This window comes from Oerskovia sp. Root22, from assembly GCF_001429135.1.
In the GTDB taxonomy this organism is placed as follows: domain Bacteria; phylum Actinomycetota; class Actinomycetes; order Actinomycetales; family Cellulomonadaceae; genus Oerskovia; species Oerskovia enterophila.
In genome coordinates this window covers 260,949-276,585 of sequence record NZ_LMIL01000009.1, presented here as the reverse complement: position 1 = coordinate 276,585, position 15,637 = coordinate 260,949, and the positions used below count along the sequence as shown (strand labels likewise).

The 15,637-nt window shown below is 71.2% G+C and carries 11 protein-coding genes; 4 read left to right on the top strand and 7 right to left on the bottom strand.

Annotation, left to right across the window (positions count from 1 at the left end; genetic code table 11):
• Nucleotides 1-84: 84 nt before the first annotated feature.
• A complete protein-coding gene (locus ASE15_RS11690; protein ID WP_056650843.1) occupies nt 85-933 on the top strand; it encodes an AraC family transcriptional regulator in 849 nt (282 codons plus the stop codon).
• Nucleotides 934-1,074: 141 nt separating this feature from the next.
• A complete protein-coding gene (locus ASE15_RS11685) occupies nt 1,075-2,130 on the top strand; it encodes an iron-siderophore ABC transporter substrate-binding protein (protein WP_056650840.1) in 1,056 nt (351 codons plus the stop codon).
• Nucleotides 2,131-2,188: 58 nt separating this feature from the next.
• On the opposite strand, the gene ASE15_RS11680 is transcribed toward ASE15_RS11685, so the two are convergent.
• From ASE15_RS11680 to ASE15_RS11660, 5 genes are all read right to left on the bottom strand, one after another.
• Nucleotides 2,189-3,463, bottom strand: coding sequence for a deoxyguanosinetriphosphate triphosphohydrolase (locus ASE15_RS11680; RefSeq protein ID WP_056650837.1), 1,275 nt, complete (start codon nt 3,461-3,463; stop codon nt 2,189-2,191).
• 146 nt (nt 3,464-3,609) lie between these two features.
• On the bottom strand, nt 3,610-5,502 hold the full coding sequence (locus ASE15_RS11675) for a glycoside hydrolase family 13 protein (protein ID WP_082618396.1): 1,893 nt from the start codon (nt 5,500-5,502) through the stop codon (nt 3,610-3,612).
• Between the two features lie 2 nt (nt 5,503-5,504).
• A complete protein-coding gene (locus ASE15_RS11670; RefSeq protein WP_056650834.1) occupies nt 5,505-6,443 on the bottom strand; it encodes a sugar ABC transporter permease in 939 nt (312 codons plus the stop codon).
• A gap of 1 nt (nt 6,444) precedes the next feature.
• On the bottom strand, nt 6,445-8,097 hold the full coding sequence (locus ASE15_RS11665) for an ABC transporter permease subunit (protein ID WP_056651450.1): 1,653 nt from the start codon (nt 8,095-8,097) through the stop codon (nt 6,445-6,447).
• A 128-nt stretch (nt 8,098-8,225) separates the two neighbouring features.
• Complete coding sequence (locus tag ASE15_RS11660; RefSeq protein ID WP_056763427.1) at nt 8,226-9,458, bottom strand: extracellular solute-binding protein; 1,233 nt, start codon at nt 9,456-9,458, stop codon at nt 8,226-8,228.
• Between the two features lie 238 nt (nt 9,459-9,696).
• Between ASE15_RS11660 and ASE15_RS11655 the strand changes: the two genes are divergently transcribed.
• Nucleotides 9,697-10,734, top strand: a complete 1,038-nt coding sequence (locus ASE15_RS11655; protein ID WP_235534383.1) for a LacI family DNA-binding transcriptional regulator — start codon at nt 9,697-9,699, stop codon at nt 10,732-10,734.
• 211 nt (nt 10,735-10,945) lie between these two features.
• Nucleotides 10,946-12,751, top strand: a complete 1,806-nt coding sequence (locus ASE15_RS11650) for a glycoside hydrolase family 13 protein (RefSeq protein ID WP_056763424.1) — start codon at nt 10,946-10,948, stop codon at nt 12,749-12,751.
• Nucleotides 12,752-12,901: 150 nt separating this feature from the next.
• On the opposite strand, the gene dusB is transcribed toward ASE15_RS11650, so the two are convergent.
• Both dusB and ASE15_RS11640 read right to left on the bottom strand, forming a co-directional pair.
• A complete protein-coding gene (dusB, locus tag ASE15_RS11645; RefSeq protein ID WP_056650822.1) occupies nt 12,902-14,113 on the bottom strand; it encodes a tRNA dihydrouridine synthase DusB in 1,212 nt (403 codons plus the stop codon).
• Between the two features lie 93 nt (nt 14,114-14,206).
• Nucleotides 14,207-15,595, bottom strand: coding sequence for a glycine--tRNA ligase (locus tag ASE15_RS11640; protein WP_056650819.1), 1,389 nt, complete (start codon nt 15,593-15,595; stop codon nt 14,207-14,209).
• Between the last annotated feature and the right edge of the window lie 42 nt (nt 15,596-15,637).

The following is a 15,637-nucleotide window of genomic DNA, read 5'->3' as shown; positions in this document are numbered from 1 at the left end:
GCCAGGCCCGATCGACCAGGCACGGTCGACCAGGCCCGGTCGACCAGGCCCGGTCGACCAGGCACGGGCGGTAACGTCCTGCCCATGACGAGCACCGAGCACCCCGGGAGCATCCGCATCTGGGGTGCTCCGTCGTTCACCGAGGAGCCCGCGGTGCCCTACCGGGCGCCCGAGGGGCGTTTCGTCGCCGACCCGTGGAGCCTCGCGACCAACGTGTTCGAGCCCGGCCACGCGCGCGAGTGGCCCGACGAGGTGCACTACGAGCACGAGCTCGTCTGGGGCGAGGGCGGGCCGCTCGACGTCGAGGCCACGGGCCGACGCTGGCTGGTCCCGCCGAGCCTCGGCATCTGGCTGCCCGCCGGGACGCGGCACAAGGTCCGGGCCGACCCCGACGTGACCGTCTACGCGACCTACCTGAATCCCGACCAGGTCGCGCCGCGGTGGGAGAGCGTCGTGGGGGTACCGGTCAGCGCCCTGCTGCGCGAGCTGCTCCTGCACGACACCACGGCCGTCATGCCGGACACCAGCCGGCACAGCCTGCAGGCGCTCGCGATCGAGCAGATGCTGCCCCTGCCCGTGGCGAGCATCGAGCTGCGCATGCCGCGCGACGTGGACCTGCTGCACGTCGCCGAGCGGCTGCTCGCGTCCCCCGGCGACGGCCGGTCGCTCGACGCCTGGGCGTCCGACGTGGGCATGAGCCCGCGTTCCTTCATGCGGCGGTTCGTCGCCGAGACGGGGTTGTCCTTCGCCCAGTGGCGCATCCTCGCCCGGACGGGGGCCGCCCTGGTGCTGCTCGCCGAGGGCCGCTCGGTCCGCGAGGTCGCACGGACCGTCGGGTACTCGAGCCCGAGCACGTTCGTCACGGTCTTCCGTCGCACCACGGGCATGTCGCCTGCGGCCTACGCCCGCCTGCTCGGGGCCCCTGGCCACTGACCCTGGCGGGAAATCGGTCCGCGCTGGCAGGATTTCTCGATCCGGCCCGGGTTAGCCTCACCTTTGTTCCGCCAACTAAGGCTAGGCTCATCTAACTACCGAGCGCCTCGCATCGCGAGCCGCTCGACGGAGGACCTCTTCATGACCCCGACCAGCTCCCGCCGACGGACCACGCCGCGGCACCTCCTGGGCGCCGTCGCCTCGCTCGTGACGCTCGCCGCGCTCGCGGCCTGCTCGACGGGTGGCACCGACTCCGCCACGTCCGTCCCCGCGGGGGGTGGCGACGTCGCCGCGACCAGCCTCGCCGAGGCCGACGCGTTCCCGGTCTCGATCGACCACGCCTACGGGTCGACGACGATCGAGAAGGAACCCCAGCGGGTCGTCACGATCGGCTGGAGCAGCCAGGACGCCGTCGTCGCGTTCGGCAAGGTCCCCGTGGGCATCGAGAAGTTCACGGGCCCCGGCATCGAGGACGACATCCTGCCGTGGCTCACCGAGACGTTCGAGGGCGCGACCCCCGAGCTCCTCACGTCCAACCCCGACGTCCCGTTCGAGCAGATCGCTGCGCTGCGGCCCGACGTGATCATCGCGGTCTACTCGGGGATCACGGACACGGCTTACGAGCGCCTCGCGGAGATCGCGCCCACGGTCGCGTTCCCCGGCTCGGCGTGGGAGACGTCGTGGCAGGACCAGACGACCATGATCGGCGCGGCCCTCGGACAGCCTGCCCGTGCGGACGAGCTCGTCGAGGGCGTCGGGACCACGGTCGCCGAGACCGCCGCGGCCCACCCCGAGCTCCGGGGCAAGACCATCACGTACGCCATGAACGGCGAGGGCGGCGTCATCGTCTTCTGCCCCTCGGACCCGCGCATCGAGCTGCTGACGCAGGTCGGGCTCGAGCCCTCCCCCGGCACGCTCGCGGTCTGCGGCGCCGAGGACGCCTCGTCGGTCTCGGTCAGCTCCGAGCTGATCCCCACGCTCGACGCCGACGCGTTCATCCTCATCGATGTCGACGAGACGGTCTACGACACGCTCCTGGGCAACCCGCTGTTCGCCGCGCTGCCCTCGGTCGTCGACGGCCGGGTCGTGCGGGTCGTGGGCATGGACTACGCCATGGCCACGTCCGCGCCCACGGTCCTGAGCATCCCCTACGCGCTCGACGAGTTCGTCGCGCAGCTCACCACGACGCTGGGCTGACCAGCGGCACGACGGCGGCCCGCACCCTCCGGGGCGCGGGCCGCGGTCGTGCGGTGGATCAGCGCGGCGACACCCACCGGTCGTGCAGCTGGTAGGCGCTGACGTCGGTGAGCGACGCGACCTGGTCGACGACCACGCGGAGGCGAGCGGCGTCGTCGGGCGCCTCGAGCCAGTCCGCCGCGAAAGGCGCCTCGAGCGCGTCGGGCGCCTTGTCGCTGAAGACCTCGACCAGGTCCGCGAGGACCTGGCGCTGCTGGTGGTGCAGCGGCTCCTGCTCGCGCGGGGCCATGACGTACGCCACGGCCATGCCCTTGAGCACCAGGATCTCCGCGGACGTCGTCGCGGGGACCACGAGGCGGGCCGAGTAACGCGTGAGCAGCCCGTCGCCGTACTCCTCGCGCGTCGCGGCCTGGGCCGACCCGCTGAAGCGCCCGATGAGCTGGCTCGTCGAGTCCTTGAGCGCCGCGAGCGCCCGGCGCGAACCGTCGAAGCCGCGCATCAGGTGGCCGGTCGCCTCGAGACGGGAGATCGCGGCGTCGAGCTCGGCCTCGTCGTAGGCGTCGCCGTACCAGGCGCGCACCGCGGCCACGACGCGCCCGCGCTCGTCGGGGTCGGCCAGGACCGCGAGGTCGAGCTTGCCGCCCACGATCGCGTCCTCGACGTCGTGCACCGAGTAGGAGATGTCGTCGGCCAGGTCCATGACCTGGGCCTCCATGCACTTGACGTGCTCGGGGGCACCCTCGCGCAGCCACGTGTAGACGGGCACGTCGTCGGGGTAGACGCCGAACTTGTGGGTCGTGGTCCCGTCGGGGCGCCGCGGCCCCTCGCCCCGGCGCCACGGGTACTTGACGCTCGCGTCGAGGCTCGCGCGGGTCAGGTTGAGCCCGACGGGCGTGCCGTCCGCCGCGAAGACCTTGGGCTCGAGGCGGGTCAGCAGGCGCAGGGTCTGGGCGTTGCCCTCGAACCCGCCGTGCTGGGCCATGATCTCCGCGAGCGCCCGCTCGCCGTTGTGCCCGAACGGCGGGTGCCCCAGGTCGTGGGCCAGGCACGCGGTGTCGACGACGTCGGGGTCGCAGCCCAGGGCGCGGCCCATCTCCCGTCCCACCTGGGCGACCTCGAGGCTGTGCGTGAGACGCGTGCGCACGAAGTCGTCCGACCCCGGGCCCAGGACCTGGGTCTTGGCGCCGAGCCGGCGCAACGCCGAGGAGTGGACGACGCGCGCCCGGTCGCGCTCGAAGGGCGTGCGGGACTTGCTCTTGGGCGGCTCGGGGACCCAGCGCTCGACGTCGGCGGCCGAGTACCCGAGGGCGTTTCCTGGCGTGGTGTGCGGCACGGGTCCCACCCTATCGAGGCGCACGGCGCGCGGTGGCGCGCCGCCCCCGCGCCGCCCCCGCGCCGAGAAGTGCGTAGATGCCCCTGATCGCCGCGGACCAGGGGCATCTGCTCACTTCTCGTCGAAGACCACGTGTGCGTACCGGCTCAGCCGATCCGCCACACCCCGACACCCGGTCCGTCGCCGGCCAGGTCGAGCCCCTCGGCGGTGACCTCGAGACCGAGCTCGCCGTACAGGCGCTCGGGCTCGGTGCCCGTGAGCAGGTGCCGCGGCAGCCGCGCCCCGGCCCACGCATCGCGCGCGACGACGACGAGCACGCGCTCGTCGGTCGTCTCGCGCAGGTACGCCACGGCGTCGTCGTCGACCAGGAGCCAGCGCAGACCGCCCTCGCGCAGGGCGCGGCTCGCGCGGCGCATCGCGACGAGCCGCCGGTAGACCTCGAAGGTTTCGCTGTCCCAGCGCTCCGAGCGGCCCCACGGCATGGGCACGCGTGCGTGCTCGCCGTTGGTGCCCGTCAGGCCCACCTCGTCGCCCGCGAACATCACGGGCGTGCCGGGGTAGGTCAGCAGGAGCGTCGCGGCGACCTCGACCATCTCGGCCGACCCCACGATCGAGCGCAGGCGCGGAGTGTCGTGCGAGCCGAGCATGTTCCACTGGCGCGACGTGACGGCCCACGGCAGCACGGCGTCGAAGTCGCGCATGGTCTCGACCATGCTGCGCCCGCCCCGCCGCGGGGTCGTGACGGGCAGCCCGAGGAACGGGACGCTCGAGTCGTGCGGGGCGAGCCACGTCCAGACGGGACGCGTGAACGCCGAGTAGTTCATGTTGGCGTGCCAGCCGTCGCCGGCCAGGTCGAGCGACGCGTCGTGGAAGTGCTCGCTGACCAGGACCGAGTCCGGGTTGACCTCGGTCATGGTCGCCCGGATGCGGCGCGCGATCTCGAGCGTGCGGTCCTCGTCGGCGTAGCGGCCCGTCATGTTGGCGACGTCGATGCGCCAGCCGTCGAGCGAGAAGGGCTCGCCCAGGTACCGCCCGACGACGGAGCCCGGCCCGTCGATCATCCTCGCCCCGAGCGTGGGCGAGCCGTAGTTGAGCTTGGGCAGCGACGCGTGCTCGAGCCAGCCCACGTAGCCGGGCTCGCCCGGCGTCCAGTAGAACCAGTCGCGCTCGGCGCTCGACGCGTCGGCGTGCGCGCGCTCGAACCACTCGTGGCCCGCGCCCGTGTGGTTGGTCGTCAGGTCGCCGAGCAGCCGCATGCCGCGCGCGTGCACGGCGCGCGAGAGCGAGGCGTAGGCCTCGTCGCCGCCCAGGAGCGGGTCGACGTGGTCGAACGTGCTCGCGTCGTAGCGGTGGTTGGAGCGCCCGGGAAAGACCGGGGTCAGGTAGACCGTCCCCACCCCGAGGGCCTGGAGGTGGTCGAGGTGCTCCTCGATGCCCCGCAGGTCTCCGCCGTAGTACTGCGTCCCCACGCCGGGGCCACCCGCGAGGGGCTCGTCGTCCCAGTCCGCGGGCTGGGCCCAGTCCGGGACCGGCCGGTCGTCGGCCTCGGCCGAGCGCGCGAACCGGTCCGGGAAGACCTGGTAGACGACGCCGTCGCCCATCCAGGACGGCGCGGGCGGGTGGACCGTGAGTCGGAAGTCCGCGGCGTCCGGCACGTCGCGGTCGAAGACCCCGCGCCCGTTGAGCCACTGGTACCCGCCCGGGACGTCCAGGAAGAAGCGGTAGCTCGTGACCGGGTTGTGGACCAGGACGTCGGCGACGTACCAGGACTCGTCCTCGTCCTCGCGCTCGAGCCGTGCCTGCGACAGGCGGGGCTCGCCGTCGCGGACCGTCCGCAGCCACACGGACCGGACCTGGGCGGCGGGACCGCCCGGCAACCGGGGCACGCGGACCCGGACGGGGACCACGTCCCCAAGGGCGGGCGTGCCCCCGGGGACGTAGACCTCGGAGCCGTCGTGGTGCGCGGCCAGGGCGACCACCTCGCGGGGCGAGGTGGCCGACCCGGCGGACGTGACGTCGTCGGGCAGGGAGGTGCTCATGCTCAGCCCTTGACCGAACCGGCCGTCAGACCGCCCACGATGTACTTCTGCAGGTAGAGGAACAGCGCCAGCACCGGCAGCGCCGAGACCACGGCGCCGGCCGTGAACAGGCCCCAGTTCGCCTCGCGCAGCGACGAGACCCAGCCGTACAGGCCCACCGCGAGCGTCCAGTTGGACTCCGACGTCAGCACGATGCGGGCGATGATGAACTCGCCGTACGTGCTGATGAAGGACAGCAGCGCGACCACCGCGAGGATCGGGGCGACCAGGCGCAGGATGATCGTCCAGTAGATCTGCGCGTGCGTGGCGCCGTCGAGCTTGGCCGCCTCGTCGAGCTCGCGCGGGACCGTGTTGAAGAACCCGTACATGAGGAACGTGTTCACGCCCAGCGCGCCACCGAGGTAGACGCAGATCAGCGACAGCTTGCTGTCCAGGCCCAGGGCCGGGACCACGTCTCCGAGGCTCAGCAGCAGCAGGAAGATCGCGATGAACGCGAGCATCTGCGGGAACATCTGGATGATGAGCAGCGACGTCAGGCCGGCGCGACGCCCCGAGAAGCGGAAGCGCGAGAACGCGTAGGCCGCCGCGGCCCCCATGAGGACCGTGCCGATCGAGGTCACCACGGCGATCACGAGCGTGTTGAGCATCCACGTCCAGAACAGCGACTCGCTCAGCTGCGCGTAGTTCGCGGTGCTCACGTCGCTGAAGAGCGTGTTCGAGCCGGTCAGCGTGCCGTTCTCCGAGAGCGAGGCCGACAGGACGTAGACCAGCGGGAACGCCGCGAACACGACCGCGACGACGCCCACGAGGTGGCGCCAGCCGAGCTCGCTGAACCAGCGGCCGGGCTTCATGCGCTGACGGCCGACACCCGAGCCGGACGGGGTGCCCGACGAGCTGCCCGAGGACGAGCCGACGGAAGGGGAGACAGAGGTGGTCGCCATGTCAGTTGATCTCCTCGAACTTGCGGGTGCTCCGGAAGGCCAGGGCCGAGATGGTGCCGACGATCACGAAGATGACGATCGACAGCGCGCTCGCGAGCCCGAAGTTCTTGGGGGCTGAGCCGTCGACGCCGGAGATCTGGTAGACCATCGAGATCAGGATGTCCGTGTGGCCGAGCGGCACCGAGGCGTCCGCGAACCGTGGACCACCCCCGGTGAGCATGTAGATGAGCGTGAAATTGTTGAAGTTGAACGCGAACGACGAGATCAGCAGCGGCGCCGTCGAGATGAGCAGCAGCGGCAGCGTGACCGAGCGCCACGTGCGCCAGCGCCCGGCGCCGTCGATCTTCGCGGCCTCCATGACGTCCGACGGCAGCGACTGGAGCGCGCCCGTGCAGATGAGGAACATGTACGGGAAGCCCAGCCACAGGTTCACGAACAGGACCGAGAGCTTCGCGAGGACCGGGTCCGTGAGCCACGGGATCTCCGCTCCCCCGAAGATGACCTCGTTGATGAAGCCGAACCGTGTGTTGAGCAGGCCCGACCACAGCAGGGCCGCGAGGAACCCTGGGATCGCGTACGGCAGGATCATGAGCACGCGGTAGATCTTGCGACCGCGCATGCGGACGTCGTTGAACGTGATCGCGAGGAACAGGCCGAGCAGGAACGTGGTCGCCACGGACCCGATCGCGAAGACGAACGTCCAGGCGAGGATCTTGACGAACGGCTGCGCGTAGCGCCCGTCCGAGAACGCGGTGACGAAGTTGTCGAACCCGACCGCGACACGCCAGCCCACGGCCAGGGTCGAGCCGTCCTCGGCCTCGAACTGCCCGTCGTCGTTGGGCGTGTAGACGGTCCCGGTGGTCGTGTCCGTCATGGTGTCGCTCGCGGCGTCCCACTCGAGCGTCGAGGTGTAGACGTAGCCCGTCATGGCGTCGGGCGTGCGGATCGACCCGTCCTCGGGGTCGTCCGACACCGGCACGCGGAGGTTCGTGACCTCCTCCTGGCGCTCGAGCACCTGGCCGCGCTCGAGGACGTCGTAGCCCGGGACCTCGGCGGCGCGGCCGCCCACGACCTCGGCGCCGTCGACCACCGTGAGGGGCTGCTCGGCCGTGCCAACCTCGACGTCCCCGTCCGGGGTGACGATCGCGAAGGCGAGCTCGTCGCCGTCCACGAGGACCGTGAGCGGCGCGGACTCGGAGCCCTCGACGCGGCGCTCGTTCTGCACGAGCAGCGCCTCGACCGCCTGGTCCTTGGTCGTGTTGTGGCCCGTGCCGTAGTTGGTGAAGGCGATGTAGCCCGTGTAGGCCACGACGAAGATCTGGTAGGCCAGCAGGAACAGCAGGCCCGGCAGGATGTACTTGAGCGGCAGCGCCCGCTTGGAGAAGTAGACCCAGTTGGCGGCGACGAGCATGGCCAGCATCGCCGCGAGGATCCCGTACGACTCCGCGCTCCACGCGGACCAGACCACGTACACGCCGAGCGCGTCGATGACGGCCATGAGGGCGAGCTTGACGAAGAACCCGGGGCTGTAGTTCCGGGCGTGCGAACCGTCACGGTCCCGACGGGGGCGCTGTGCGCGGGGCCCCTGGGGCGGCCCGGAGTCCTCCGGAGCGCCGACTTCGCTGTCGGTGGGCGTGATCTGTGGGGCGGACATCGAGCCTCCGTAGTCGTGCGACACGGGGGTACGGCCCGCGTCATGGGGCTGGCGCAGCACCGCTGGTGCGGTCCGCGCCGACGGCTCGTGGCCGTGGCGCCAGGCGCCACGGCCACGAGGTCAGGTGATCAGGAACCGATCGCTGCCTGGATGTCGGCGATCATCTTGTCCCAGGTGGGGATCGGGTCTGCGCCAGCGACGATGGCGGCCTCGGTCACGCCCCAGAAGCTCCACACGGAAGCCATCTCGGGGATCGAGGGCATCGGGACGGCGTCGGCACCGACGGCGCGGAAGCCCGCGATGATCGGGTCCTCGGCAGCGGCCTTGTCAGCCGAGACGGTGAGCGCCGGCGAACGGTTGCCCGCCTTGTACAGGGCCGTCTGGGCCTCCTCGGTCGAGAGGAAGTTGACGAGGAAGTCGTTGGCGACGAGAGCGTTCTCGCTCTGGTTGCTCAGGTAGAAGCCCTGCACGCCCACGAACGGCTGGGCGGGCTGGCCACCGGCGCTGGGGACCGGGTCGATCGAGAGGTCCAGGCCCTCGAAGGACTCGATCATCCACGGGCCACCGACGATGAAGGGCGACTCGCCGTTCTTGAAGGCCTCGACCGCGATGTCGTACGTCGTGTCCTGGCTGAGGTTGCCCGCGGCACCCTGTGCGCCGAGCCACGTCGCGAACGCCTGGCCCTCGGGGCCGCCCATGGCGAGCTCGGAGGTGTAGGAGCCGTCAGCGTTCTGCGAGAACACCGGGGCGCCGAACGACGTCTGGAACGGGTAGTGCGTGTACGGGTCGCCCTTGGCGCCGTCCGACTGGACGAGGATCGGGAACTTGGTCCCGGCGGCCTGTCCGGCGGCGATGGCCTCGTCCCACGTGGCGGGAGCTGCGGGGGCGAGCGCGGTGTTGCGGATGAGCGCGATGTTCTCGATCGCGTAGGGCAGGCCGTAGACCTGGCCGTCCTGCGTGAAGGCCTCGATCGAGACCTTCTCGAACTCGGACGCCTTGTCGCCGAGCTCGAGGGGGGCGACGACACCGTTGGTCGTGAACTCGCCGAGCCAGTCGTGCGCGCCGACCGTGATGTCGGGGCCCTTGCCGGTCGGGACCTGCGCGAGGAAGTCCGCGCGGATGTCGTCGAAGTTCTTGAGGACGACCTCGACCTTGGTGCCGTTCTCGGCCTCGAAGGCCTTCGCGGCGTCGGTGACCGCGGCCTGGCGGGTCTCGTCGACCCAGACCGTCAGCGCACCGGTCGAGCCGGTCGAATCGCCGGACCCCGAGGTGGTCTCGTCGTCTCCGCTGCCGCCGCCGGAGCAGGCAGTGAGCGCCAGCGTGGTGCTGAGCGCTGCGGCTAGAAGGATGCTCCGTCGCATCTGAGTCACTCCAAGCATTCGAGATGTCAGCCAAGGGTGGCGAACCTGCCCTCCTTGGCCCTGATGTGGACGACCGTACGACGTCGGGTAGCCATCGTGCAAGCGCTTGCGGTAACTTTCATGCAACGCTTTACACACAACGGCGAAACAAGCTCGTCGCACACAGTCGCCTGTCCAGAATCATCCGACCGGCGAGCAACCAGGACGAGGAGGTCCGGTGTCACCTACACTGCCCCACGTGCGTACCCGTCTCACAGATCTCGCCGAACAAGCCGGCGTCAGTACTGCGACGGTCTCGCGCGTCCTGAACGGGAAGGCCGGTGTCGCCAGCGAGACGCGCCAAGCAGTGCTCGCTGCGCTGGACCTCCTCGGCTACGAACGTCCCGAGAAGCTCCGCAACCGGTCCGCAGGCCTGGTCGGCCTGATCGTCCCGGAGCTGACGAACCCCGTCTTCCCCGCGTTCGCGCAGATCATCGAGTCGCTGCTCTCCGAGCACGGGTACACCCCTCTACTGTGCACGCAGTCCCCGGGGGGCACCACCGAGGACGAGTACGTCGAGATGCTCCTCGACCACGCGGTCGACGGCATCGTCTTCATCTCGGGCCTGCACGCGGACACGCAGGCGAGCCACGACCGCTACGAGCGCCTGCGCAGCCGCGGGATGCCCATCGTCCTGGTCAACGGCTACGCACCAGGCGTGGACGCCCCGTTCGTCTCGCCCGACGACGTCGCGAGCGTCGAGCTCTCGGTGCGCCATCTCGAGTCGCTCGGCCACCGAAAGATCGGTCTCGCGATCGGCCCCGGCCGGTTCGTGCCGGCACAGCGCAAGCTCGCCGGCTTCGCCGACGCGCTCGTGCGCCACGGGCTGGTCTCGGACGTGGCCGAGGCGCAGGAGCACATCGTGGTGACCCTCTTCACGGTCGAGGGCGGTCAGGCCGCGGCCGGCGAGCTCATCGACTCGGGGCACACCGCGATCGTGTGCGGCTCGGACCTCATGGCGCTCGGCGCCATCCGTGCGGCCCGCGCGCGCGGCCTGCGCGTCCCCGAGGACGTGTCGGTCGTCGGCTACGACGACTCGCCGCTCATCGCCTTCACCGACCCTCCGCTGACCACGGTGCGCCAGCCCGTGTCCGCGATGGGCCAGGCGGCGATCAGCGCCCTGCTCACCGAGATCTCCGGCGACAGGGCCCCGCGGTCCGAGCTGCTGTTCCAGCCCGAGCTCATCGTGCGCGGGTCGACGGGCGCGGCGCCGGCCCCTCGACTCGACAACCCCTAGCCGCAAGCGCTTACACTCGGACGACGGCTCGTCGGGCCCGCCTCCTTCACCGGTCGCGCCCACGATCCCCGTACCGGTGATCCTCCGGGCCACGACGCCCGGTTTCCCGCACGGACCGCCTCGCTGCACCAGGCGCCCCGGACCGTCGGCCACCATCCCCAGAACGCGCTCCACCACGCCACACCCCGCACACAGTGAGGACCTGTACTCCATGTCTCGTATCGATTCGATCCCGGCGGCCGAGGTCGACTCCGCACCTGCACTGACCGCCACCCAGCTCGTCCACGCGGCCCACGAGGGCCCGGGCGAGTGGTGGCGCGACGCGGTCATCTACCAGGTGTACCCGCGCTCCTTCGCCGACGGGAACGGCGACGGGATCGGCGACCTGCCCGGCGTGACCGCCCGCCTGCCGCACCTCAAGTCACTGGGGATCGACGCCGTCTGGCTCTCGCCGTTCTACCGCTCGCCCCAGAAGGACGCCGGCTACGACGTCTCCGACTACCGCGACGTGGACCCGCTGTTCGGCACGCTCGCCGACTTCGACGAGATGCTCGCCGCGGCGCACGCGATGGGCATCCGCGTCATCGTCGACGTCGTCCCGAACCACACCTCCGACCAGCACGCCTGGTTCCAGGAGGCGCTCGCAGCGCCCGAGGGCTCGCCCGAGCGCGCTCGCTACCTGTTCCGTGAGGGCAAGGGCGAGAACGGCGAGCTGCCCCCGAACAACTGGCAGTCGATCTTCGGCGGCCCGGCCTGGACGCGCGTGACCGCGGGCCCCGGCGCGCACGTCGTGACCGGCGCCGAGGGCGAGGTGGCAGGTCAGTGGTACCTGCACATGTTCGACTCGACCCAGCCGGACCTCGACTGGACCAACCCAGAGGTCCGCGCCGAGTTCGAGGACGTCCTGCGCTTCTGGCTCGACAAGGGCGTCGACGGCTTCCGCATCGACGTCGCGCACGGCATGGTCAAGCAGGACGGGCTGCCCGACTGGGACGGCTCGGTCTCGATGGTCGAGGGCACCGACGCGGGCGCTCCCGAGGACGGTTCCACGGGCGCGGGCAACTCGGGCCCCATGTTCGACCAGGAGGGCGTGCACGACATCTACCGCGCCTGGCACAAGGTCCTGGCCGAGTACGACGGCGACCGCGCCCTCGTGGCCGAGGCCTGGGTCGAGCCGCTCTCGCGCCTGGCCCGCTACGTGCGCCCCGACGAGATGCACCAGGCCTTCAACTTCTCGTTCCTGACCACGGCCTGGGACGCCGCGCCGCTGCGGGCCGTCGTCGCCGCCTCGCTGCACGCCTCCGACGAGGTCGGTGCGCCCACCACCTGGGTGCTGTCCAACCACGACGTCGTGCGCCACCCCTCGCGCCTGGGCCTGGCCGAGCCCGGCCTGCGCCCCAACGGGATCTTCGCGCACGAACCCCAGCCCGACGAGGAGCTCGGCCTGCGCCGGGCCCGCGCCGCGAGCCTGCTCATGCTCGGCCTGCCGGGCAGCTCCTACCTCTACCAGGGCGAGGAGCTCGGGCTGCCCGAGCACACGTCGCTGCCGAACGAGGTCCGCGAGGACCCCGCGTTCTTCCGCACCGAGGGTGCCGAGGCGGGCCGCGACGGCTGCCGCGTGCCGCTCCCCTGGTCCGCCGAGGCCCCCGGGCTCGGGTTCGGGGCCACGGACAAGACCTGGCTCCCCCAGCCCGAGTCGTACAAGGCCCTCGCGGCCGACGCGCAGTACGGCGTCGCCGGCTCGACGTTCGAGATGTACAAGGCCGCGCTCGAGATCCGCAAGGCGGAGAACCTCGGTGCGGGCTCGCTCGCCTGGGTCGACGCCTACGCGGACTCCACCGACGTCATCGCGTTCTGCAACGGCGACGTGGTGGTCCTGGCGAACCTGGGCTCCGAGCCCGTCGTCCTGCCGCACGGCGCGCAGGTGCTCGTCGAGAGCGGACCCACGTTCTCCGACCGCAGCGCCGACCCGCAGGTGCGCGTGCCCTCCGACACCACGGTGTGGTTCCGCGCGTGACCTGGTAGCCCGTCGGGCCGCGCGAGCGGCCCGACGGGTCCACGACCGCCCCCGGGAGCACGAGCACCCGGTACGCGACGACGGCCCGGTGCCGGAGGAGATCCTCCGGCACCGGGCCGTCGTCGTCGGGCGTGCAGCGTCCTGCGGGCCTCAGCCCCCCGAGACGCTCAGCTCCGCCTCGCGCAGCTTCTCCTCGAACTCCTCGGAGAGCTCGCGCGAGTCGAGCCAGCCGTAGGGCAGGTGCGGCTTCTTGGGTGAGCCCGCGCGGCCGCGCTGCCCCTCGGCGGCCTCGCCCGGATAGGGCTGGTCGAGGTCGAGCGCGTCGAGCTTGCCGCGCAGCTCCTCGAGGGTCGAGACCATCGCGAGGCCCTGCCGGGCCTCGCCACCCACCGCGTACCCCTTGAGGTACCAGGCCATGTGCTTGCGCAGGTCGCGCATGCCCTTGCCCTCGTCGCCGCCGAAGTACTCGATCATGAGCTCGCCGTGACGGTAGATGGTCTCGGCGACCTCGCGCAGGCCGGGGGTCACGCGCACGTCCGAGCCGGAGAAGGCCGCGGCCAGGTCGGCGAAGAGCCACGGACGCCCCTGGCACCCGCGCCCGACGACGACGCCGTCGCAGCCCGTCTCCCGCACCATGCGCACGGCGTCCTCAGCCGACCAGATGTCACCGTTGCCGAGGACCGGGATCTCGGTCACGGTCTCCTTGAGGCGCGCGATGGCCGACCAGTCCGCGGTGCCGCTGTAGTAGTCGGCGGCGGTCCGCGCGTGCAGCGCGACGGCCGCGACGCCCTCGGCCTGGGCGATGAGCCCGGCCTCGAGGTACGTCAGGTGGTCCTCGTCGATGCCCTTGCGCATCTTGATGGTGACGGGCACGCCGTACGGCTCGGCGGCCTTGACCGCGGCCCGGACGATCGAGGTGAACAGGTCCCGCTTCCACGGCAGCGCCGAGCCGCCGCCCTTGCGGGTCACCTTGGGCACGGGGCAGCCGAAGTTCAGGTCGACGTGGTCCGCCCGGTCCTCGCCCGCGATGATCTTGACCGCGGCGCCGACCGTGGCCGGGTCGACGCCGTAGACCTGGGCCGAGCGCGTCGCCTCGTCCTCCTCGAACGTGACGATCCGCAGCGACTCCTCGTTGCGCTCGACGAGCGCCCGGCTGGTCACCATCTCCGCGACGTACAGGCCGGCGCCGTGCTCGCGGCACAGCCGACGGAAGGCCGCGTTGGTCACGCCCGCCATGGGGGCGAGGACCACGGGGGTGTCGACGACGTGGGGCCCGATCCGCAGGGGCGGCAGCACGTGTCCGGTTGCGGGCGCCGGGGTCTCGGGCGCGCGCGAGGCGTCGGAAAGGGTGGGGAGGGTCACCGGGCCATTCTCCCACCATCCCCGCAGCAGGCGAAAAAGGGCCGCCGTCCACGGGTGGACGGCGGCCCTTCGCTGCCCCGCGGGGCGGACGCGCTAGGCGCCGAGGAGGCGCGCTGCCAGGTAGGCGGTCACCTGGTCGAGCGCGACGCGCTCCTGCTCCATGGAGTCGCGGTGACGGATCGTCACGGCCTGGTCCTCGAGCGTGTCGAAGTCGACCGTGATGCAGAACGGCGTGCCGATCTCGTCCTGGCGGCGGTAGCGACGACCGATCGCGCCCGCGTCGTCGAAGTCGACGTTCCAGTACTTGCGGAGCTCGGCCGCGAGGTCGCGCGCCTTGGGCGAGAGCTGCTCGTTGCGGCTCAGCGGCAGCACGGCGGCCTTGACGGGCGCGAGGCGCGGGTCGAGGCGGAGCACCGTACGGACGTCGGTGCCGCCCTTCGCGTTGGGCGCCTCCTCCTCGTGGTACGACTCGACGAGGAACGCCATGAGCGAGCGCGTCAGGCCCGCGGCGGGCTCGATCACGTACGGCACGTACTTCTCGTTCGTGACGGGGTCACGGTAGGTGAGGTCCTTGCCGGAGTGCTCCGAGTGCGTCTTGAGGTCGAAGTCGGTGCGGTTCGCGACGCCCTCGAGCTCGCCCCACTCGGACCCCTTGAAGCCGAAGCGGTACTCGATGTCGACCGTGCGGGTCGAGTAGTGCGACAGCTTCTCCTTCGGGTGCTCGTAGAGGCGCAGGTTGTCGCGCGAGATGCCGAGGTCGACGTACCAGCTGGTGCGCAGGTCGATCCAGTACTGGTGCCACTCCTCGTCCGTCCCGGGCTCGACGAAGAACTCCATCTCCATCTGCTCGAACTCGCGCGTGCGGAAGATGAAGTTCCCGGGCGTGATCTCGTTGCGGAACGACTTGCCGATCTGGCCGATGCCGAACGGCGGCTTCTTGCGTGCGGCGCCCACGACGTTCTGGAAGTTCACGAAGATGCCCTGCGCGGTCTCGGGGCGCAGGTAGTGCATCCCGGACTCGTCCTCGACGGGGCCGAGGTAGGTCTTGAGCATCATGTTGAAGTCGCGGGGCTCGGTCCACTGACCACGGGTGCCGCAGTTGGGGCAGGCGATCTCGGCGAGGCCGCCCTCGGGGGCGCGGCCCTTCTTCTCCTCGAACTCCTCGATCATCTGGTCCTCGCGGAACCGCTTGTGGCACGAGAGGCACTCGGTGAGCGGGTCGGTGAAGACGCCGACGTGGCCCGAGGCGACCCAGACCTCGCGCGGGAGGATCACGGAGGAGTCGAGGCCCACCACGTCGTCACGGCTCGTGACCATGGTGCGCCACCACTGCTTCTTGATGTTCTCCTTGAGCTCGGTGCCCAGGGGCCCGTAGTCCCATGCGGAGCGGGTACCGCCGTAGATCTCGCCCGAGGGGAAGACGAACCCGCGCCGCTTGGCGAGGGAGACGACGGCATCGAGTCGAGAAGGCGCAGTGGCCACGGGCGATCACTCCAGGAAATCGTGTGTACCCCGCACGTGGCT